This is a genomic window from Kribbella sp. NPDC004138 (genome assembly GCF_053603655.1).
Genome location: NZ_JBSGFZ010000013.1, coordinates 153,540 through 172,722, shown reverse-complemented (window position 1 = coordinate 172,722; position 19,183 = coordinate 153,540). Strand labels below are relative to the sequence as shown.

General features: G+C 69.7%; 19 protein-coding genes. 7 read left to right on the top strand and 12 right to left on the bottom strand.

Annotated features, from left to right (window positions below; translation table 11 throughout):
- The first annotated feature begins 9 nt into the window (after positions 1-9).
- Positions 10-1,377 (top strand): MocR-like pyridoxine biosynthesis transcription factor PdxR, encoded by a 1,368-nt coding sequence (gene pdxR / locus ACWEOO_RS20200; protein ID WP_452144281.1) that lies wholly within the window; start codon positions 10-12, stop codon positions 1,375-1,377.
- Here the strand turns inward: pdxR and ACWEOO_RS20195 are convergent.
- From ACWEOO_RS20195 to arfA, 6 genes are all read right to left on the bottom strand, one after another.
- The gene (locus ACWEOO_RS20195) at positions 1,364-2,251 is read right to left on the bottom strand and encodes a hypothetical protein (protein WP_452144280.1); all 888 of its coding nucleotides are present in this window, start codon (positions 2,249-2,251) and stop codon (positions 1,364-1,366) included. The two genes, pdxR and ACWEOO_RS20195, sit on opposite strands and share 14 nt — an antisense overlap.
- A 1-nt stretch (position 2,252) precedes the next feature.
- Positions 2,253-3,107, bottom strand: a complete 855-nt coding sequence (locus ACWEOO_RS20190) for a hypothetical protein (RefSeq protein ID WP_452144279.1) — start codon at positions 3,105-3,107, stop codon at positions 2,253-2,255.
- A gap of 1 nt (position 3,108) precedes the next feature.
- Positions 3,109-4,005, bottom strand: a complete 897-nt coding sequence (locus ACWEOO_RS20185) for a hypothetical protein (protein WP_452144278.1) — start codon at positions 4,003-4,005, stop codon at positions 3,109-3,111.
- Between the two features lie 56 nt (positions 4,006-4,061).
- Positions 4,062-4,943 (bottom strand): glycoside hydrolase family 43 protein, encoded by an 882-nt coding sequence (locus ACWEOO_RS20180; RefSeq protein WP_452144277.1) that lies wholly within the window; start codon positions 4,941-4,943, stop codon positions 4,062-4,064.
- Positions 4,944-7,070: a family 43 glycosylhydrolase gene (locus ACWEOO_RS20175; protein WP_452144276.1), complete on the bottom strand. Its 2,127-nt coding sequence runs from the start codon at positions 7,068-7,070 to the stop codon at positions 4,944-4,946.
- 115 nt (positions 7,071-7,185) lie between these two features.
- Positions 7,186-8,673: an arabinosylfuranosidase ArfA gene (arfA, locus tag ACWEOO_RS20170; RefSeq protein WP_452144275.1), complete on the bottom strand. Its 1,488-nt coding sequence runs from the start codon at positions 8,671-8,673 to the stop codon at positions 7,186-7,188.
- 119 nt (positions 8,674-8,792) lie between these two features.
- Between arfA and ACWEOO_RS20165 the strand changes: the two genes are divergently transcribed.
- Entirely contained in the window at positions 8,793-9,791 is a 999-nt protein-coding gene (locus tag ACWEOO_RS20165; protein ID WP_452144274.1) for a LacI family DNA-binding transcriptional regulator, read from the top strand.
- On the opposite strand, the gene ACWEOO_RS20160 is transcribed toward ACWEOO_RS20165, so the two are convergent.
- Positions 9,788-10,930 carry an FAD-dependent oxidoreductase gene (locus ACWEOO_RS20160; protein ID WP_452144273.1) on the bottom strand — a complete coding sequence of 381 codons (1,143 nt, stop codon included), beginning with the start codon at positions 10,928-10,930 and terminating at the stop codon, positions 9,788-9,790. The genes ACWEOO_RS20165 and ACWEOO_RS20160 overlap by 4 nt on opposite strands.
- 88 nt (positions 10,931-11,018) lie before the next feature.
- Here ACWEOO_RS20160 and ACWEOO_RS20155 point away from each other — a divergent pair, with 88 nt between their 5' ends.
- Positions 11,019-11,579, top strand: a complete 561-nt coding sequence (locus tag ACWEOO_RS20155) for a TetR/AcrR family transcriptional regulator (protein WP_452144272.1) — start codon at positions 11,019-11,021, stop codon at positions 11,577-11,579.
- Here the strand turns inward: ACWEOO_RS20155 and ACWEOO_RS20150 are convergent.
- From ACWEOO_RS20150 to ACWEOO_RS20140, 3 genes are all read right to left on the bottom strand, one after another.
- Complete coding sequence (locus ACWEOO_RS20150) at positions 11,546-12,340, bottom strand: sugar phosphate isomerase/epimerase family protein (protein ID WP_452144271.1); 795 nt, start codon at positions 12,338-12,340, stop codon at positions 11,546-11,548. The genes ACWEOO_RS20155 and ACWEOO_RS20150 overlap by 34 nt on opposite strands.
- Positions 12,341-12,352: 12 nt before the next feature.
- On the bottom strand, positions 12,353-14,431 hold the full coding sequence (locus ACWEOO_RS20145) for a DUF4328 domain-containing protein (protein ID WP_452144270.1): 2,079 nt from the start codon (positions 14,429-14,431) through the stop codon (positions 12,353-12,355).
- A 229-nt stretch (positions 14,432-14,660) separates the two neighbouring features.
- Entirely contained in the window at positions 14,661-15,386 is a 726-nt protein-coding gene (locus ACWEOO_RS20140) for a DUF4328 domain-containing protein (protein ID WP_452144269.1), read from the bottom strand.
- Between the two features lie 109 nt (positions 15,387-15,495).
- Between ACWEOO_RS20140 and ACWEOO_RS20135 the strand changes: the two genes are divergently transcribed.
- Both ACWEOO_RS20135 and ACWEOO_RS20130 read left to right on the top strand, forming a co-directional pair.
- The gene (locus tag ACWEOO_RS20135; RefSeq protein WP_452144268.1) at positions 15,496-15,969 is read left to right on the top strand and encodes a methylated-DNA--[protein]-cysteine S-methyltransferase; all 474 of its coding nucleotides are present in this window, start codon (positions 15,496-15,498) and stop codon (positions 15,967-15,969) included.
- Between the two features lie 125 nt (positions 15,970-16,094).
- A complete protein-coding gene (locus tag ACWEOO_RS20130; protein ID WP_359934852.1) occupies positions 16,095-16,409 on the top strand; it encodes a hypothetical protein in 315 nt (104 codons plus the stop codon).
- A gap of 83 nt (positions 16,410-16,492) precedes the next feature.
- On the opposite strand, the gene ACWEOO_RS20125 is transcribed toward ACWEOO_RS20130, so the two are convergent.
- Positions 16,493-17,353 (bottom strand): hypothetical protein, encoded by an 861-nt coding sequence (locus ACWEOO_RS20125; protein ID WP_452144267.1) that lies wholly within the window; start codon positions 17,351-17,353, stop codon positions 16,493-16,495.
- Positions 17,354-17,618: 265 nt separating this feature from the next.
- On the opposite strand from ACWEOO_RS20125, the gene ACWEOO_RS20120 reads away from it, so the two are divergent.
- Together ACWEOO_RS20120 and ACWEOO_RS20115 are read left to right on the top strand one after the other, a co-directional pair.
- Complete coding sequence (locus ACWEOO_RS20120) at positions 17,619-18,161, top strand: peptidylprolyl isomerase (RefSeq protein ID WP_452144266.1); 543 nt, start codon at positions 17,619-17,621, stop codon at positions 18,159-18,161.
- Positions 18,162-18,221: 60 nt separating this feature from the next.
- The gene (locus ACWEOO_RS20115) at positions 18,222-18,968 is read left to right on the top strand and encodes a rhomboid family intramembrane serine protease (protein ID WP_452144265.1); all 747 of its coding nucleotides are present in this window, start codon (positions 18,222-18,224) and stop codon (positions 18,966-18,968) included.
- Positions 18,969-18,970: 2 nt separating this feature from the next.
- On the opposite strand, the gene ACWEOO_RS20110 is transcribed toward ACWEOO_RS20115, so the two are convergent.
- A complete protein-coding gene (locus ACWEOO_RS20110) occupies positions 18,971-19,132 on the bottom strand; it encodes a hypothetical protein (RefSeq protein WP_452144264.1) in 162 nt (53 codons plus the stop codon).
- Positions 19,133-19,183 lie beyond the last annotated feature (51 nt).

Genomic DNA, 19,183 nt, shown 5'->3' with positions numbered 1-19,183 from the left:
CTAGTTGGCGTGCAGAGTTCGCTGCCGCTGACGATCGACCGGACGTCCGGGCTGCCGTTGCACCTGCAGCTCGCGGAGCAGTTCCGGGCGGCGGTGCTGGACGGCCGGCTGCAGGCGGGCCACCGGCTGCCGTCGACCCGTGACCTGGCGCGGGAGCTCGCCGTTTCGCGATCGGTGACGCAGGCGGCGTACGACCAGCTGCACGCGGAGGGCTGGATCGAGGGCCGTACCGGCGCCGGTACGTACGTCACCGACGTCGTCCCGCTGCAACCCGCCGTACGACGGCACGTCGAGCACCGGCCCGACGCCGACACGGAGCTGCTGACGCTGCGCCCCGGCATCCCGTACATCGCCCCGGCCCCGGACCCGGGCTGGCGGCGCGCGTGGCGTGAGGTGTCCACCCAGTCGCCGCCGCGCGGGTACGACGACGCGGCCGGGCTGCCCGCGCTCCGCGCCGCACTCGCGGACCACGTCGGCCGCGTTCGCGGGATCGCCTGCGGCCCCGAGAACGTCCTGGTCACCAACGGCACCGTCCACGGCCTCCGGCTGCTGCTCACGGTCACGCGCGCGGCCGGCGACCGGATCGCGATCGAGGACCCCGGGTACCTGAACGCGGTCGTCGCCGCCCGCGACCACCAGCTCGACATCGTCGACGTCGGGGTGGACCAGGACGGCCTGCTGGTCGGGGAGCTGACCGACGACCTCGCCGCCGTCTACGTCACGCCCTCCCACCAGTACCCGCTCGGCGGGCGGCTGCCGGTTGCCCGCCGCAACGAGCTGGTCCGGTGGGCGCGCCGGACCGGCAGCCTGCTGATCGAGGACGACTACGACAGCGAGTTCCGGTACGACGTCGCGCCGCTGCCCGCGCTCGCCCAGCTCGACCTCGAGCGGGTCGTCCACCTCGGGACATTGTCGAAGACGCTCAGCCCGGCGCTCCGCCTCGGCTGGCTGGTGGCGTCCGAGGCGATGGTAGAGCGGCTCGCCACGTTCCGGGCCGACTCCGGCGACTGGCCCGGCTGGCCGATGCAGGCGGCCCTGCTCGCCATGCTCCGCGACGGGTACCTCGACCAGGCCGTCCGTCGCGGGCGTCGGCTGTACGCGGACCGGCGTACGCACACCTGCGCGGTGCTGTCGCCGTACGGCCGGATCGTCGGCCAGGACGCGGGCCTGCACATCACGTTGCTGCTGCCCGACGGCGAGGACGATCTGCGGATCGCCCGTGCGGCCCGCGAGGCAGGTGTCGTGGTCGCGCCGCTGTCCGAGTACCGCCGGAGCGTGGCAGGACCGCCAGGGCTGGTGATCGGATACGCGACGCCGTCGACGTCCGATCTGCACAAGGCCCTGACGATCCTGACCGAGGTGCTCAGTCGCCGTTGAGCGGGTCGATCGACGGAATGCCACCCCACCGGAAGTGGACCGGATCGTTGCTGACCGTGGAAACGGCCAGATGGTTGATCACCGTCGCCGTCCCGTTCGCGCGACCGACGGCATACGTGTGCGCGGTACTGGTGTCCTTGTCGATGCCGACCAGGAGCGTCCCGTAGTTGCCGCACTTGCTCGCCAGCAACTTCTCGAACCCTTGCCAGGTCCTCGTCCGCACCGGCTTCACGATCGGCTTCATCGGCGCGGAGACCGGGATGCGGATCGTGTAGAGCGCACCGCCGCGGGTGTTCGCGAGGAACGTGTCGTACGTCGGCGTCTTGCTGATCAGCGCCATCGACTTCACGGCGGCGAACCCGGGGGCGGATCCGGTGGCCTTCCAAGTCCAGGCGACGACTCCCCAGCGGAACAGCGTGCCGTCGCTGCGCAGTCCGTACCCCGTGGTGCGGGTGGTGAACTCGGAGACCTCGACCGCGGTGAAGTTCGACCAGCCGCCGCCGACCCGCCGGGTCTCGTTCGGCTGGTCGGTGCGGATCTCGTTCATGGTGTCGATGGAGTACTCGCGGTAGTACAACGAGTCGCCTGCCACCACCCAGCCGTGGTTGGTGGCGCCCCAGTTGTCGTGGGCGTCACTCGTGAACGACGTACTCAGCCGGACCCTGCCCGGATCGAAGACACCGAAGATCGGGCCGGGCAGCCCGACGGTGCGCGGCGGGTAGCCGACGGTGATGCCCCCGTTGTTCTGCGCGCCGCTGGCGAGCACGGAGCCCGGCGCGAGGGAACAAGCCACCGAAGCCGCCTGGGCAGCCGGCGCGGTGACCACACCGGCGATCAGCGCCGCGGCGCCCACGAAGGAGAACAGTCGCCTCATGTCAGTCGCCGTTCAGCGGCTCGTAGGGATTGGTGGCCCACCGGTAGTACGCCCGCGCCGGGAACGAGCCGCTCCGGCGGCCGAGGCCGAGGATGACTGTGGACGTTCCGTTGGTGTGGCCAACGGCGTACTGATAGGCGGTCCGGGTGTCGAAGTCGATGCCGACCAGGAACGTGCCGTACTGACCGCACTTGGTCGCGACGAGCTTCTCGAAGCCTTGCCACGTGCGGGTCCGGACCGGCCTGACGATCGGCTTCATCGGCGAACTGACCGGGATGCGGATGGTGTACAGCGCGCCGCCGCGGGTGTTGGCCAGGAACGTGTCGTACGTCGCGGTCTTGCTGATCAACGCCATCGACTTCACCGACGCGAACCCCGGCGCCGAACCGGTGGCTTTGAACCTCCACGGGACGTTGATGTCGAAGCTCCAGCGCCTCAGAGTCCCGTCGCCGGACAGTCCGTACGCCGTGTTCCGCGCGGTCGCGCCCTTCGCCGCGAACTGCGAAACTTCCAGCGCCTTGTACGCCGACCAGCCGGAACCGACGGGCTGCGAGCCGCGCGGCAGGCCGGGGTCGACCTCGGCTTCGTTGGTGAGCGAGTAGTACCAGTAGTACGCCTTGTCGCCGGACACCGCGTAGCCGGAGAGGTCGAGACCGTACCCGTTGCCCAGTTGGGTCGAGGTCGAGGCCAGTCGCACCGGACCGAGCCCGGTCGTCGGGTCACCCTCTGGTCCGAAGGAACTCAGGGCGACGTCACAGGTCGCGGTCGTTCGCTGAGTCGCCGTACCCGAGGCGTGCGCCGTAGCGGTTCCGGCGAGCATCAGTACGGCGATCGGCAGTACTGCCCAGCGTTTCATCTCAGTCTCCGTTCAGCGGGTCGAGGTAGGGGACGACGCCCCAGCGGTAATACGGGGCATTCGGGAAGGTTCCGTCGACCTTGCCCAGGGCGTTGATCACCGTCGCCGTGCCGTTCGCATGGCCGACGGCGTAGAGGTAGCCGCTCTTGGTGTCCTTGTCGATGCCGAGCAGCAGCGTGCCGTAGTTGCCGCACTTGTCCGCGACCAGCGCCTCGAAGCCCTGCCAGGTGCTCGTCCGCACCCGCGTCACGATCGGCTTCAGCGGCGACGTGATCGGGATCCGGATCGTGTAGAGGGCGCCGCCGCGGGTGTTCGCGAGGAAGGTGTCGTACGTCGCCGTCTTGCTGATCAGCGCCATCGACTTCACCGACGAGAACCCGGGCGCCGACTGGGCCGCCCTTTTGAACCCGCCGTTCCAGCGGAACAGCGTGCCGTCGCTGCGCAGCCCGTACGCCATGAAGTGCGAGATCTTCCGTGCGCTGTCGTCGAACGAGGAGACTTCGAACGCGGTGAAGTTCGACCAGCCGCCGCCGATCCGCGAGACAATGGCGTCGCCGAAACCGAAGTTGTAGAAGTAGCGGTACAGCGCGTCGCCCTGCACGACGTAGCCGGACCGGTCGAAGCCGGCGACGTTGGGTTCGGTCACCCAGGTCGAGCTGAGCCGTACCTTGCCGGGCGGGAAGACAGGCTCGTCGACCGCTGTAGGACCTTTCATCGTCGGCGGCATGCCGGCGGTCACGCCGGCCGAGGTTTGCGCACCGGCAGCGTCGACCGATCCGAGCCCCAACGTGCAGGCCTCGGTCGCGGCCTGCGGCGCGGCGTGGGCTGTCGGCACGAAGGTCGCCGCGGTCAGCGCGACCGTCCCGGCCAGGCAGGCGAAGGTGCTGCGTCGTTTCATGATCTCTCCCGGAGCTTCGGCCTTCACAGACCTTGATGCGGGAGGGACCGGACAAGTTATGGATTCCTGGAGCGCGGTTGTTCGACGAGCGGGCGATCGCCGTCCCAGGTCAGGCGGGACAACCACATCGTGCGGCCCTTCGGGTCGGTGCCGACCTGGGTCGGGTCCCAGGCGTGGTAGACGAACCAGTCGCCGAGGACCATGTTGTGGCCGGGGCCGGCGGCGTCGGGGGAGGTGGACAGGATGGGGGCGCCGGACTTCACGCACGGGCCGGTCGGGGACTCGCACAGTGCGTGGCCGACGGCGTACGACGCCTTGTCGAACGCGTTGCCGGAGTAGAACAGGTGGAACTTGCCTTCGCGTTCGACCATGTACGGCGCTTCGACCAGGTTGCCCTCCCAGGGCAGGTCCTGCTTGATCAGCCGATGTACCGGGCCGGTCAGCGTGTGGCCGTCGGCGGACAGCTCGGACACATAGATCCAGGTGTCGGCACCGATCGCGTTGCCGTCGTTCTTCCAGTACAGCCAGCGTCGACCGGTCGAGTCCTGGAACGGCGACGCGTCGATCGAGCCGCCCTCGGCATCCTGACTGATGAGCGGCTTCATCGATTTGTCGACATATGGACCTGTGGGGGTGGACGCCACCGCGACGCCGACCGCCTGCCGGTCGGCGGCGACGTCGCGGGACGTGTAGTACATGACGAACCGGTCGGGCGCGTGCACGGCGACCTCCGGCGCCCACACCCGTCCGGGCGCCGTCCAATCCGGCAACGACGGCAGCGCGTCACCGACGGTCTCCCACGACACCAGGTCACGGGAGGTCAGCGTCTGCACGTTGCCCAGCGGCCCGTTGGTCGCGAAGGCGTAATAGTCGTTGCCGACCGCAATGATCTGCGGATCGGCGAAGCTGCCGTCGTACACCGGATTGGAGAATCCCATTTATCTGCTCTCGTAGAACTTCAGGTAGTCGAACGTGGCGACCGGCGACGGGTTCGCGCCGGTGAACTCGCCGTGGGCGTAGAGGCCGATCTTCGCCGCCGACGGCAGCACCCAGGACGCGCCCCAGGTCCAGTTCTTCCCGTCCACCGACGTACCGGCGCGGTACACGTGCTCCCCGGCGGCGTTCCGGTGGTACGCGAGCCGCATCCACAACGTCGGCGCCGAACGCCCGATCGCGGCCGCGCCGTACGACGTCGCACCGTCCGACGGCCGGGCCACGAGTTCACGCCCGTACTCCGTCTGCCGGGTCTTCCAGATCGCCACGTTGCCGAGGCGGGCGAAGTCGCTGTCGTTCAGGTACGCGATCATCCCGGCCTGCTGGTAGTTGCGGACGTCGCCCGCGCCGGTGTCGAGGTGCAGCTTGGTCTCCGCGATCCAACTGTCTCCGGCGGGGACCGTGTGGAACAGCAGCCCGGCATTGTTCGACGAGCCGGTCATGTCGGCGTTCTCCAGCGGCCACGACAGCTTGCCGTCGGCAACGGTCGCCTTGGCGTCCGGCCGCACCCACGACCAGTCGGCGCCGAGCGGCACGTTGAAGTCGTCCGCACTCAGAAGGTCCCCGGTCCGCGGTACGTCGGCCATCCGCGTCACGGGCTTCGCCACCGGCCGCACGGTCAGGTTGTCGACCTCCGCCGACCCCAACCAACGCACCGGCGCAGAACCCAGCCGCAGACCCGGCACGGTCAACCGCGCCTCTCCGTACACATCTCCCAGACCGGCGTCATTCAGGCGTGCCGTCACGGACGATCCGGACACCTGGACGGACAGCTTGTTCCACTGGGTGCGATCGAAGTCCGTCGGCAGGTTCACGGACGTCGTCCGTCGGCCGGCCGTCACTGTCAGCCGGTTGTTCGCGACAGTCGCCACCACCTGATTGCCAAGCACTGTGCTGAAGGAGGTGCCCAGGCGAACGTCCGCCTCCACCCGGAGGTCGCCGGCCGGTGCCGACTGCCGGGTTTGGGCCGCGCCGTTGATGGACGCAGTCGGCCCGCCCAGTGCGTCGCCGGGTTGTTCGGTGGCGCCTTGGAGAGCAGCGGCGGGATCCGTGGAGTCGATGCCGAGCGACGAGCCGGTGGTCGGCGCAGGCACCGGGCCTTCGGACGGGCCGAGGCCGGCGCGCGTGCGAGGCCATCCGTCGACCCAGTCGATCCTGTCGATCAACATCGGGCGGCGGTTGATCCCGAACGGATTCGTCAGCCACGGCGTCCCGCGGTCGATCGCGTGGTAGACGATGTGGTCCTGACCGGCCACGTCGGTGATGAACGCGTGGTGGCCCGGGCCGATCCACTTGTTGCCGTTCTGCGTGTTGACCGTCGTCCCGCCGACGCGGGAATCGGTGAGCGCGGCGCCGTCGGCGTCGAGGAACGGGCCGCGCGGCGAGCGCGAGCGGCCGGCGAAGACGGAGTACCCGGTGGTCGGGCCGGCGCAGCAGTTCATCGACGAGCCCATGAAGTAGTACCAGCCGTCGCGGTAGACGACGTACGAGCCCTCGTAGCGGTCGCCGATCGTGACCTGGGTCGGTTCACCGACCGCGTGCATGCCGTCGGCGCTCAGCTCGGTGACGGAGATGCCGCCGTAGAAGCCGCCGTAGTACAGGTACCGCTTCCCGTCCGCGGCAGTCAGCATCGCCGGGTCGATGGTGCCGTAGAAGCCGCCGTTGCCGTCCGGCTTAGGCGTCACGACCGGGCCGTCGGTCGCGGTCCACGGGCCGGCCGGCGTGGGGGCCGTCGCGACGCCGATGGCCGGGTCGCCGCCGGCGTTGGCGTTCGTGTCGGTGACGGTGAAGTACATGACGTAGTGGCCGTCGAAGTACCGGATGTCGGGGGCCCAGAAGAACGATCCGGGCGCGGCCCAGGCCGGCTTGGTCTGGTCGTTGAAGACCGTGCCGAGGTACTCCCACGAGCTGAAGTCCTTGGTCCGGGCCATGTGCATCAGGCCGAACGGGCCGTTCGCCACCAACGGGTCGGAGGTGGCGTAGGCGTACCAGTAGCCGTCGCGGCCCTGGATGATCGACGGGTCGGCGAAGGTGTCGGCGAAGCTGGAGCTGATCGCGTTGGTCGTGGTCACCCCAGACGTCACCAGAGGCGCGGCCGTCGCGGCCGAGGTACCGGCTGCGACGGCAACCACAGCCAGGGCTGCGGCAAGTAGTCGTTTCGAAGGCACGGGCGGGTCCCCTCTCGAATCAACTGCTGAGCAGGATCACGTGCCACGATGCGGGCGGCAGCGTGGCACGGCAGACACCGTCGACCACCTCGGTGGTGTCGACGGCCCGGGGCTGAACCCGGTCCGGATCGTCCGCGGTGTTCACCGCGGAACGGTCCTCGTCGTACAGGGCCAGGTGCCGGACCACGTGTCCGGCCACCGGGATCTCCAGATCGATCTTGTCGGTCTCGCTCCGGTTCACCACGAAGATCGCGGTCTCCCCGGTGTCTTCGTCGTACGTCGCGGTGCTCCACAGCGCCGGGACCCGGCCGAACGCGGCCGTGTCGATCTCGGGACCGCCGCTCACCGCGGTCCGCAGCACGGTCGGACCGGCGTACCGCGCGGTCAGCGCGAACGGGTGGAAGATCGTCTGCCGCCACGCGCGGCCGCCGGGCTCGGTGCGGATCGGGCCGATCACGTTCACCAGTTGCGCGAGGCAAGCGATCTTCACCCGGTCGGCGTGCCGGAGCAGTGTGATCAGCAGACTGCCGACGACGACCGCGTCGTCGACGGTGTAGGTGTCCTCGATCAGCGGGCCGGCCTCGCGGATCGGCAGCCCGAGCTCGCCGGGAAAGTGCTGCTGGTACCAGACGTTCCACTCGTCGAAGGACAGCGTCAGCTCCTTGTCGCTGCGCCGCAGTGCCTTCACGTGGTCGGCGGTGGCGATCACCGACGAGATCATCCGGTCCATCTCCTCGGCGGCGGCGAGGAAGCTCGCCTGGTCGCCGTCGCGCGGCTCGTAGTAGGCATGCAGGCTGATGTGGTCGACCAGGTCGTAGGTGCGTTCGAGGACGACGCGCTCCCACTCGCCGAATGTCGGCATGCCGGCGTTGCTCGATCCGCAGGCGACCAGCTCGAGGCCCGGGTCGACGCGGCGCATCGCGTTCGCGGTCTCCTCGGCGAGCCGCGCGTACTCCTCGGCGGTCTTGTGGCCGATCTGCCAGGGGCCGTCCATCTCGTTGCCCAGGCACCAGATCCGGATGTCGTGCGGCTCCGGGCTGCCGTTCGCGACCCTGCGGTCGCCGAGCGCGGTGCCGGCCGGCAGGTTGCAGTACTGCAGCAGGTCGACCGCCTCGCGGATGCCGCGGGTGCCGAGGTTGACCGCCCAGATCGGCTGGACGCCGGCCCGGCGCGACCAGGCGACGAACTCGTCGGTGCCGAACTGGTTCGGCTCGATCGCCCGCCAGGCCAGGTCGAGCCGCCGCGGCCGCTCGTCCTTCGGGCCGACGCCGTCCTCCCAGTCGTAGTTCGAGACGAAGTTGCCGCCGGGGTAGCGGATCGCGGTCACGCCGAGCTCCCGGACCAGCTCGAGCACGTCCTGCCGGAACCCGTCCGCGTCGGCGGCGGGATGCCCCGGTTCGTAGATCCCGGTGTAGACACAGCGGCCCATGTGCTCCACGAACGAGCCGAAGACACGCCGGTCCAGCGCACCGACCACGAATGCCGGATCCACTACGAGCCGCGCCACAAGACCTCCACAGGGCCGTTTACAACGTTTAACGTGGATGTCTACAACGATTGACAATCGGTGTAAAGGGCTCGGCGGTGGCACACTCGGGCGACAAGTCGGTTACAGGAGGTTCTCCGATGGCGACCAGGCTGAGTGACGTGGCCGCGCGGGCCGGGGTTTCGGTCAAGACCGTCTCGAACGTGATCAACGACTACCCGCACATCACCGCCCGCACCCGGGCCAAGGTCGAGGCCGCGATCGCCGCCCTGAACTACACGCCGAACGTCAGCGCCCGCTCGCTGCGCAAGGGCCGCTCGGACTTCATCGCGCTGGCGATCCCGGAGATGGGATCGCCGTACTTCGCCGAGCTCGGCGCGGAGATCAGCCGGGCCGCGAAACGCCGCGGGATCACCGTGCTGATCGACCAGACCGAGGGCGAGGCCGCCGCCGAGCAGTTCGTGCTGGACGGGATGCGCGGGCAGCTGATCGACGGCATCATCTTCTCCCCGCTCGCCACCGCCCCGGCCAAGCTCACCTCGGCGGACACCGGGAAGCCGCTGGTGCTGCTCGGCGAACGCCCGGCCGGCGGCCAGTTCGACCGGGTCGCGGTCGACTCCGTGCAGGCGTCGTACGACGCGACCACGCACCTGGTCTCCCTGGGACGGCGCCGGATCGCGGCGATCGGCGTCGGCGGGACCGGCACCGGCGCGGTCCGGCGGAAGGGGTACCGCAAGGCGCTCAAAGCGGCCGGGATGCCGCACGACCCGGCGCTCGAGCTCGCCGCGGCCGGCTACCACCGGCTCGACGGCGCCACGTCGATGCGTGAACTGCTCGCGCTGCCGGAGCCGCCGGACGCGGTGTTCTGCTTCAACGACCTGCTCGCCCTGGGCGCGCTGCGGACGCTGGCCGACGCGGGCCTGCGGGTGCCCGAGGACGTCGCCGTGGTCGGCTTCGACGACATCGAGGACGGCCGGTACCACTCGCCGACGCTGACCACGATCTCGCCGGACAAGGAGTGGCTGGCCGACAGCGCCGTCAGCTTGCTCCTCGACCGCATCGCCGGCAAGACCGACTCGACGCACCGCGACCTCAGCGTCCCGTACACGCTGGAGGTCCGCGAGTCCACGGGCGGTTAGCGCTCCGGGAAGCCGGCGAGCTGCTTGGCCAGGCCGTTCTGGGTCTTGCCGACCCGGCCGATCAGGCCGAGTACGGCGTTGCGCACCGGGCGGATCGCGTGCGGGACGTTCGCGAGGCGGGTCAGGCGGTGTGCCAGCCCGATCACCCGGACCGCCTCCTCGCGGCTGTTCTCGGCGTACGCGTCCAGGCCGGCCTCGGCACCGTTCAGCGCCTGCGACAGCGCGTCGGCGAGCGTCACCGCGTCACGCAGCCCGAGGTTCATCCCCTGGCCGCCGGCCGGGCTGTGCGTGTGCGCCGCGTCGCCGGCCAGCAGCACCCGGCCCGCCCGGTACGAATCCGCGACCCGCTCGTGGATCCGGAACCGCGAGCCCCACACCACCTCGGTGACCTCGGGGTGCGACTTCCGCGGGCCGCGGTCGGCCAGCAGTCGCTGGGCGTATGCGAGGTCCGGGTGCTCCGGCGCGTCGGGCACCTCGGCCACGAGCCGGAAGCTCCCGTCCGGCAGCGGCGCCACCACGAGCAACCCGGCGGAGGCGAAGTACAGCGCGACCTCGTCGACCGGCAGGCCGCTGTCGACGCGCACGTCGACCAGGCTGCAAGAGATCTGCAGGGTGTTGCCGGGCATCCGCAGGCCGGCGAGCTCGCGGATCGTGCTGTTCATGCCGTCGGCCGCGACGACGTACCGAGCCGTGATCACGTCGCCGTTGTCGAGCGTGACCTCGGCGCCGTTGGCGGTCTGGGCCAGGCCGGTCGCGGCGTACGGACGGAGCACCGCGCCGCCGAGCTCCTCGAGCCGCTCGAGCAGGACCTGCTCGGTGACCGGCTGCGGGATCATCGTGACGAACGGGTACTCGGTCGGCAGGTCCGCGAAGCCGACCGGGACCAGCAGGCGGTCGTCGGCGCGGATCGCGAAGTGCTGCAGCTCCAGGCCGAGATCGACGAGCCGCTTGGTCACCCCGAGCTGCTCCAGGACCTCCAGCGTCCGCGGGTGGATCACGCAGGCCCGCGAGGTGTTCGCACCCGCGGCCTGCTGGTCGACCACCACCACGTCGCGTCCGTGCAGCCGGAGACCGACCGCCACCGCGAGCCCGACCGGACCCGCACCCACCACCACGACCTCTGCCTGCTTCGGAGTCATCGTCACTCCTCCTTTATCAACGCTTGTTGACTTTTACGCTAGAACTCTCGGCTCGAAAAGTCAACACGTGTTGGCATATGCTCCGGGCATGACGGAGAAGAAGTCCGACCGGACCCGCGCGGCGATCCTCGCGGCGGCCCGCGAACGGTTCGCCCAGGACGGGTACGAGCGGGCGACGATCCGGGCGATCGCGGCGGACGCGGCGATCGACCCGGCGATGGTCATGCGGTACTACGGCAACAAGGAGAAGCTGTTCGCGGCGGCGGCGGAGTTCGACATCCGGCTGCCGGACTTCGACGGCGTACCGCTGGAGTCGCTCGGGCAGGTGCTGGTGCGGCACTTCCTGGAGCGATGGGAGGCGGACGACTCACTGCGCGTCCTGCTGCGGACCGCGGTCACCAACGAGGTCGCGGTCGAGCGCATGCGCGGGATCTTCGCCGCCCAGCTCGCACCCACACTGCGGGTGCAGGCGGTCGACCAGCCCGAGGTCCGGGCAGGTCTGGTCGCGAGCCAGGTGCTCGGCTTCGCGCTGTGCCGCTACATCCTCGGCTTCCCGCCGATCGCGAAGATGCCCGACGACGAGGTGATCGCCTGGCTCGGGCCGACGCTGGCCCGCTACCTGACCGCGCCGGATCCCAGCCAGGCGTGAACGGCGGGCAGGGTCTCGGCCAGGGACGGCAGCTGCGGGTGCCACTTCAGCTCCCACTCGAGTGAGAGCGGGTAGTCCGTACCGTCGAGCACAGTCATCAGCTCGCCGATCGGGAAGTCGCCGGCGTCGATCGCGACCGGACGGTAGTCCTGCCCCGAATCGGCCTGCTTGAACTGGACGACCTGCAGCCACGGCCGCAACAGCGCGAACGACTCGGCGAGGGTCTCGCCGTGCGACCAGGTGTGCGAGCTGTCCCAGAGCGCCTTGACGTTGTGGCCCGGGACATCGGCGTCGAGCAGCGCACAGAACGCGGCGACCTGACGGGCGGTCGAGTGCGAGTCGTGCGTCTCCAGCAGGATCGGTACGTCGCGCGGCGCGGCCGTGACGCGATCGAGCGCGCGGATCTCGCCCGCGCTCGGGCCCTCCGCCGTACTGTCGTCTGTCTGGTCGTCTGTCTGGTCACCCGGGAACACCCGGACGCCAAGCGCGCCGAGATCGGCGGCCAGCTCGAGGTGCGCCTCCAGCGGCTGGTCCTCCACCGCGCACAGCTTCACGTAGCTGCTGACCGCGAAGATCTCCAGGCCCGCGTCCTCGATCCGGGTTCGCAGCTCCCGCCGCTCGGCCGCGGACAGCCCGGTGTGCGTGAACTCGTCCGGCGCGGCCCGCAGCTCCAGACCCGTGAACTTGTTGTCCCGGGCAAGTGCCAGGACGTCGTCGAGTGGAGCTCCGGGACAACCGAGGGTGGCGAAACCTAGACGCATACCGCTATCAGATCAGACGCCCCAGCGACCACGGCGACCGTGTGTCCGAGGACCGGTCGGCTGGTCGGAGTCAGCAGGCTGCTGCTGCTCGTACTGGTACGGCGACTGCTGCTGGTACTCGGTCTGCTCCGGCTCGTACTGCGACGGGTACGACTCGGTGGCGTAGTTCGGGCTGTAGGTCTCGTACGTCTCGGTGCTGTTGTACTCGCTGCTGTAGCTGTCGTACTCGTAGCCGTTCGAGGTGTTCGAGTTGTACGACGACGAGTAGTCCGGCGTGTACGACGAGCCGTAGTCGGTGTAGTCGTTGTTCGACGAGTACGTCGGTTCCGGACCGTACGACGGCACCGGCGGGAGCGGCTTCGACGGGGTCAGGAAGTCGTCCTGTTCCTGGTGGCTCGGGGCCGGCGCGGGCTCGTAGTACCCGGACGAGGCGGACACGTGCGACGACGGCTGGGCGTGCTCGGACTGGCCGTAGACGTTGTGGTCCGAGTACGCCGAGTAGGTCTCGGCAGGCGCCGCGTGCGTCGTGTTGTCCGGGACCGCCGGCTGGATCGCCGACGGGCTGTCGACCGCGACCCGAGCGGCCCGGCGGCCGGCGCGCGCAACAGGCGCGGGCTCAGGCTCGGGTGCGGTCTGCGCCTCCGCGGGGGAGGCCGTCGAGGTGAGGTAGTCGGACTCGTAGGAGTACGGCTCGGAGTAGCGCGCCGCCCACGGCTCCTCGGCGGGCTGCGGAGCCGGCTCCGGCTCCGGCTGGTACGCGTAGGGGTCCGGCTGGACGACCGTCATCGGGGCGGCGTCGTCGCGCCAGCTGCCCGTCGTACCGAGCACGTCCGCGGTGACCGAGCTGCGGTAGTCCTCCCAGCTCTGCTGCGGCGCCTCGTACGTCGTCTCCTCGACCGGCTTCTCGTCCCGCCACGACTCGACCGGGCTGAACTGCTCGGTCGCCGGACCGGCGTCGTCGTCGCGCCAGTTCTCCACGACCGGGGCGAACGGGCTCCACTTCGGGCCCTCGTCGAGCTGCGGGTTCCCGGCGAACGCGGCCGGTGCGGCCGCGCCGTCACCCGGGAAGTTCTGCGGCGCAAACGGGCTCTGCGCGGGCGCCTGCTCGGCGGCCGGCGCGTACGGAGCGGGGGTCTGCGGAGCGGGCGCCGGAGCGAAACCAGTCGGCGCGAACGGCGTCGGCGCCTGGGCGGCCGGGGCGAACGGGCCGGCTGCCTCGGGAGCGCCGGCCATCTGCAGCTGCGGCTCGCGGACCAGGCCCAGCGCCGGGCCGGACGCGATCGGCTCGGAGATCGCCGGCTGCTCGTCGGTGTCGTCGTTCGCGTACGACGGGACAGCGGCGGACTCGTACGCCGGGACCGCGCTCAGCTTCGGGCCCTGGTCCCACCACGGCACCCACTTGCGGGTGGTCTGCATGTGGTTGATCTTGCGGATCACCATCGTCGCGGCGATCGCGGAGACGACCGTCAGCACGAGCGACGCCGTACCGGCCAGGGCGATCCCGCGCAGCGATCCGACGGTGGCTTCCATCCACATCAGGAACCGGCGGACCACGACGTCGAACGCGAGAGCGCCGATCCAGGCGACCCACCACACGGAGGTGAGGGTCGGGGTCCTGAACCGGCGCAGGTCGTCGCTGTACACAGGGGTCTTCGGATCGCTGGCGAGCCACACGTCGTCGACGATCTGTTTCGGGTACCAGAGGTTCGGGCCGGGGCAGAACCAGCTCGCCAGCACCCAGCCGTGGCTGCGGCGGTGGTCGGCCTGGCAGAACACCTCGGAGTTGACCCGGGCCCGCCACAGCCAGATCACGAAGACCACCGCGGCCGCGACCGAGACGACCACGTTCGGGATCGCGGTGACCTTGGCGATCGCGTCGGCGCGGTTCAGGTCCGCGTCGTCGACGTTCGGCATCCCGCCGAGATAGCGGTGCACCACGGAATACGTGTTCCAGTCGGACCAGGTGGACAACAGGTGGGTGACCGTCGAGGCCCCGAGCAGTCCGATGGCGATCTTCCCGACCGTCCCGACCTGCTGGAACTCCTCAGCCGCGTGCGGCTGCCATTCTTCCTGATCCTCGACAGCAGTCATCAATGCCTGCGGGTGGCTCACGTCTCGCGTCCCTCGCGTTGCTGGAACTCCGTCGTCTGTCCGGCTTGTCTGCCTGGCCCTGCCCCCGCGTGACCGAGCCACATTGATACCACGAAGTAGGTATGCCAGGGCAGTCGGCCCCAGTACGGAGGGTGTCGACTTAACGTGTTCTTTTCGTACGCCCATCACCATTGGTAACGAGGCACCGGACGGGGCGTGACGGTTTGGTTTACCGCGCAGGGGGTTGGAAGCCACTGTGCGGTGTCCCGACCGCCCACCACGGCACCCAGGGACGCTGGGTCTGCAGCTCGTCGATCCGCTGGACCAGGATCACCGCGAAGACGGCCGCGGCGGTGGTGAACAGCGCCGAGACGGAGGACAGTATGACGTTGGTCCGCAGGTCTCCCAGCTGCGACGCGCCGACGAGGACGCCTCTTTGCACGATGTTTCCGGTGACCAGGCCGACCACCCAGGTCAGCCACCAGGCCCACACCAGCCGGGTGCCCGGGATGTCCTTGAGCGCCGGCGTCAACGGGTCGGTGCGCGGATCGCTGGCGGCCATCACGTCGTCGACGACCTGTTTGGGGTACCAGAGGTTCACCACCGGGACGAGCCAGCAGCCGAGCACCCAGCCGCGGGTGAAGCGGTGCTCGCCGCGGCAGAACATCTCCGCGTTCCAGCGGACCCGCCAGAGCCAGACGATGAACACCACGGCCGCCGCGAGCAGCGCCAGCGCGGCGACGATCCCGAGCGAGCCGGAGATCAGGTCCGCCTCGGCCAGTTTGCCCGGCCGGTCGGCGTACAGCTTGCGGGTCCGGTACAGGTTCCAGTCCGACCACGCGGTCGACCACGTGGTGACGGTGACGAGTCCGATCAGGATCGAGGCACCCATACCCATCGCCCGCTCGGAACTGAACCACCGGTCCAGCGGGACTTGCGACGCCCGGCTCGGCATGGATCAGAGATAGCACAACAGGGCGTGACCGGGCGAGAACATCCGGTTGCGGCCGGTCCGTGGCGCATTCCTGCCAGAAAATGTCGGTCCGGGTGGGGAGGATGGTCCTATGGACTGGTCCGTGGTCGACTCGCCGATCGGCGACCTCACGCTCGCGGTCGACGAGACCGGACTGTGCCGGCTGCACTTCGGGGCCACCGACCGGCCGCTCGGCACCGACCCGCTGCTGACCGAGGCCGCCGAACAGCTGAAGGCGTACTTCGCCGGTGAGCTCCAGGAGTTCACCCTGCCGCTGTCGGTGCGCGGCGGCTCCGACTTCGAGCGCGCCGTCTGGAAACAGCTCACCCGGATCCCGTACGGCGAGATGCAGACCTACGGCGACGTCGCGAAGATCGTCGGCGACATCGGTGCCGCCCGCGCCGTCGGCACGGCGTGCAACCGCAACCCGATCGCGATCGTCGTGCCCTGCCACCGGGTGGTCGGCGCCGGCGGGAAGATGGTCGGCTTCGGCGGCGGCATCCCGACCAAGCGGCACCTGCTCGAGCTCGAGGCGCGGGTCACCCTCGAGACGCTGTGGAACTAACGAAGATCTGACACCCGGGCGGGTCGTCTCGGAGCGCGCCTGACATTGCGGGGCACTAACGTTTGAAGCGAGTGATTCAGTGCCATCCGTCAGGCGTCCTCCCACCTGCCTTGGAAGACATACAAATGAACAAAGCCCGCACCACTGACCACCTCCACCCCGACCTCAGTGCCCTGATGAACAAGAGCGCCGAGGAATGGTCGGCCCCGGAGATCCAGGACGCCGCGCGCGCGGCGCTCCGGATGCACGCCCCTGACCGGGAGCCGTTGACCTGGACCAAGCGGCTCAAGGTCGTCCCCTGGCTGCACCGCAACGACGCGGTCTGCCTGAGCTGCGGGGGCACCTACCCGTGCATCACGCACCGGTATGCGACCCAGCTGCTCTCCGCCGGCCGTTACACGATCGCGAAGTCTGGCGACCCGGAGCCCGAGGCCAACTGACGTCGTTCGCGCAAGGCGACGTCCGGACAGACGAAGGTCCCGAACCCCACCCGGGGTTCGGGACCTTCGCCGTTGCGGTCGTGTCAGGAGTCGCTGGGCTTGGACTCGCTGGAGCCCGTCGACTTCCTGGTCGTGGTCTTCTTCGCCACACCGTTCGAAGCGGCCGTGACGTCATCCTTGGCCTCGTCGGCCTTGGCCTCCGCCTTCGGGGCCTCGGCGTTCGAGGCGTCGGCCTTGGCTGCCTCTGTCTTGGCTGCCGCTGTCTTGGCAGCGTCGGTCGTGGCGGCATCCGGCTTGGCCTCGGAGGCCGGCTTCGCATCCGTCTGGCCGTTGGACGACGTCGCGGTGTCGGTCGGGCGCGACGCCGTCCCGGCCGGGGCCGAGCTGTAGTCGCGACCGCTGGTCGGCGTGGACTGCCAGGCCGGCTCCGGCGGGGTCAGCAGCTTCTTCACCGCTGCCGCGCCCAGTGCGCCGAGGCCCAGGAACAGCGCCACGTTGCGGAGCTTGTGGCTCTTCTTCGGCACGTCGAGCTCACCCTTGAGCGCGGCCTTGGTGGCCTTGCCCCGGCGGGCGGTCTCCTCGACGACCGGCTCGGCGGCGGCTGCCAGGGTCGCCAGCGCGGCGGTCACCTTCGGCAGCAGGTCGTCGTTCAGTCGCTCACGCGCCTTCTCGGCCGCGTGCTCGGTCGCCGGTCCCACCTTGGCGAGCGCGTCGTCGAGCACCGGACCGGCCTTCTCCACCGCCTGGCTGGCGAGATGCGCGCCCCGCTCGACGGCCTTCTCGGCGTACGGCGACACCTTCTCCCGTGCGGTGCCCACAGCCGGTGCGAGGTGCTCACGGACCTGGCCGACGGCCGGTCCGAGCTTCTCCGACGCCGACTCGGCAAGTGGCCGGACCCGGCCCTTGGCGGTCTCGACCCGGCCCTTGGACTTCCTCAAACCCACGGTTCCCTCCTCGGTGCCACCCGCCCCAGCGGACAGCTCTCCCGCCCATCGGCGACATGGGCTCCATCTGGTTACGGCTCTGGACAAATCCGGCTTCATCTGCATCGTACGACGTCACGAGCCGATAACCCGGTGCCCCCACCGCACTCTCCGTACACATCGTGCCGATCCGGGCGTCCTGCTCCGCCGGTCGATGCGGTTGTTCTTGAACTCACATGACAGGATCGAGGGGTACGCCGTTGTATTCCGACTAGGAGTGACTCCCGTGGCCGAAGAGCTGTACGCAACCCTGCAGACGAACAAGGGCGACGTCGTCATCAGGTTGTTCCCCAACCACGCGCCGAAGACGGTGAGCAACTTCGTCGGCCTGGCCGAGGGCACCAAGGAGTGGACCGACCCGGAAACCGGCCAGCAGGTCACCCGCCCGTTCTACGACGGCCTCGGCTTCCACCGGGTGATCGACGGGTTCATGATCCAGGGCGGCTGCCCGCTCGGCACCGGCACCGGCACGCCCGGGTACCAGTTCGACGACGAGATCCACCCGGAGCTCCAGTTCGACCGTCCGTACCTGCTCGCGATGGCGAACGCCGGCATCCAGTTCGGCCGCGGCACCAACGGTTCGCAGTTCTTCGTGACCGTGGTCCCGACGCCGCACCTGAACCGCAAGCACACCATCTTCGGCGAGGTCGTCGACGACGAGTCCAAGAAGGTCGTGGACGCGATCGCCACCGCGAAGACGGCGCCCGGCGACCGGCCGCTCGAGCCGATCGTCATCAACAAGGTCGTCGTCGAGCGCAAGAACGCCTGAGTTTCCCGCGGGGCCGGCGCACCGTCGGCCCCGCGCTTCCAGGGGAGGGACGCAACCCGCGTGACCGAGACCGTCTGCTACCGGCACCCGGATCGGCCCGCCGGGGTGCGCTGCCAGCGCTGCGACCGGCCGATCTGCCCGGACTGCATGAACAGCGCCGCCGTCGGCTTCCAGTGCCCGAACTGCTTCAACGAGGGCGTCCGGTCGATCCCGCGCACCCGGACGTCACTCGGCGGCATCCAGCGCGCCGGCAGCCAGCAGGTCGTCACCTACACGCTGATCGCGCTGAACCTCCTGGTCTTCGTCGCCGTCCGCGTCGGCAGCCCGCAACTCCTGGGCGACCTCGTGATGGTCCCGGTCCTGGTCGAGACCGAGCCGTGGCGGATGCTCACCTCCGCCTTCACGCACTGGCAGTTCTTCCACATCTTCTCGAACCTGTTCATGCTCTGGCAGCTCGGCCCGCCACTGGAGCGGATGCTCGGCCGGCTCCGGTTCACGATCCTGTACCTGCTGTCCGCGATCGGCGGCAGCGTCGCGGTCTGGCTGCTGTCGTCCCCCGGCGGCGCGACGCTCGGCGCCTCCGGCGCGGTCCTCGGCCTGGTCGGCGCCCTCCTGGTGATCAGCCGCGCCCGCGGCCTCGACATCACCTGGATCATCATGTACGTCGCCGTCACCGCGTTCCTGTCCTTCGCCATCCCCAGCGTCTCCTGGGAAGGCCACCTCGGCGGCTTCGTCACCGGCGCCGCGATCGGCTGGATCTTCGTCCGGCTCTCAGATCACAACCACCGCGACAAACAGAACGCCTGAGCTCAGGAGGCGGCCTTGGTGGGCTGCTTGTGCTCGGAGATGCGCCTGGTGTGATCGGCGGCCTGGAGCGCTGTGACCGCGCTGGGCGCCTCCGGGGCGGCCGGCTGCACGACCTGATGCTCGTTGCCGGGGCGGGCCCGTTTGTCCACTGCGCGTGGGCTCATGTGGATGTCCTTACCAGTTGGTCCCCCGTCGGGACGTCACCTGATTAGACG

Bases quoted from the DNA above. Each gene is read 5' to 3' on its own strand.
- ACWEOO_RS20195 (WP_452144280.1), bottom strand. From the start codon at position 2,251: ATGAGGCGACTGTTCTCCTTCGTGGGCGCCGCGGCGCTGATCGCCGGT.
- ACWEOO_RS20190 (WP_452144279.1), bottom strand. From the start codon at position 3,107: ATGAAACGCTGGGCAGTACTGCCGATCGCCGTACTGATGCTCGCCGGA.
- ACWEOO_RS20185 (WP_452144278.1), bottom strand. From the start codon at position 4,005: ATGAAACGACGCAGCACCTTCGCCTGCCTGGCCGGGACGGTCGCGCTG.
- ACWEOO_RS20180 (WP_452144277.1), bottom strand. From the start codon at position 4,943: ATGGGATTCTCCAATCCGGTGTACGACGGCAGCTTCGCCGATCCGCAG.
- ACWEOO_RS20165 (WP_452144274.1), top strand. From the start codon at position 8,793: ATGGCGACCAGGCTGAGTGACGTGGCCGCGCGGGCCGGGGTTTCGGTC.
- ACWEOO_RS20160 (WP_452144273.1), bottom strand. From the start codon at position 10,930: ATGACTCCGAAGCAGGCAGAGGTCGTGGTGGTGGGTGCGGGTCCGGTC.
- ACWEOO_RS20155 (WP_452144272.1), top strand. From the start codon at position 11,019: ATGACGGAGAAGAAGTCCGACCGGACCCGCGCGGCGATCCTCGCGGCG.
- ACWEOO_RS20150 (WP_452144271.1), bottom strand. From the start codon at position 12,340: ATGCGTCTAGGTTTCGCCACCCTCGGTTGTCCCGGAGCTCCACTCGAC.
- ACWEOO_RS20145 (WP_452144270.1), bottom strand. From the start codon at position 14,431: ATGACTGCTGTCGAGGATCAGGAAGAATGGCAGCCGCACGCGGCTGAG.
- ACWEOO_RS20140 (WP_452144269.1), bottom strand. From the start codon at position 15,386: ATGCCGAGCCGGGCGTCGCAAGTCCCGCTGGACCGGTGGTTCAGTTCC.
- ACWEOO_RS20135 (WP_452144268.1), top strand. From the start codon at position 15,496: ATGGACTGGTCCGTGGTCGACTCGCCGATCGGCGACCTCACGCTCGCG.
- ACWEOO_RS20130 (WP_359934852.1), top strand. From the start codon at position 16,095: ATGAACAAAGCCCGCACCACTGACCACCTCCACCCCGACCTCAGTGCC.
- ACWEOO_RS20110 (WP_452144264.1), bottom strand. From the start codon at position 19,132: ATGAGCCCACGCGCAGTGGACAAACGGGCCCGCCCCGGCAACGAGCAT.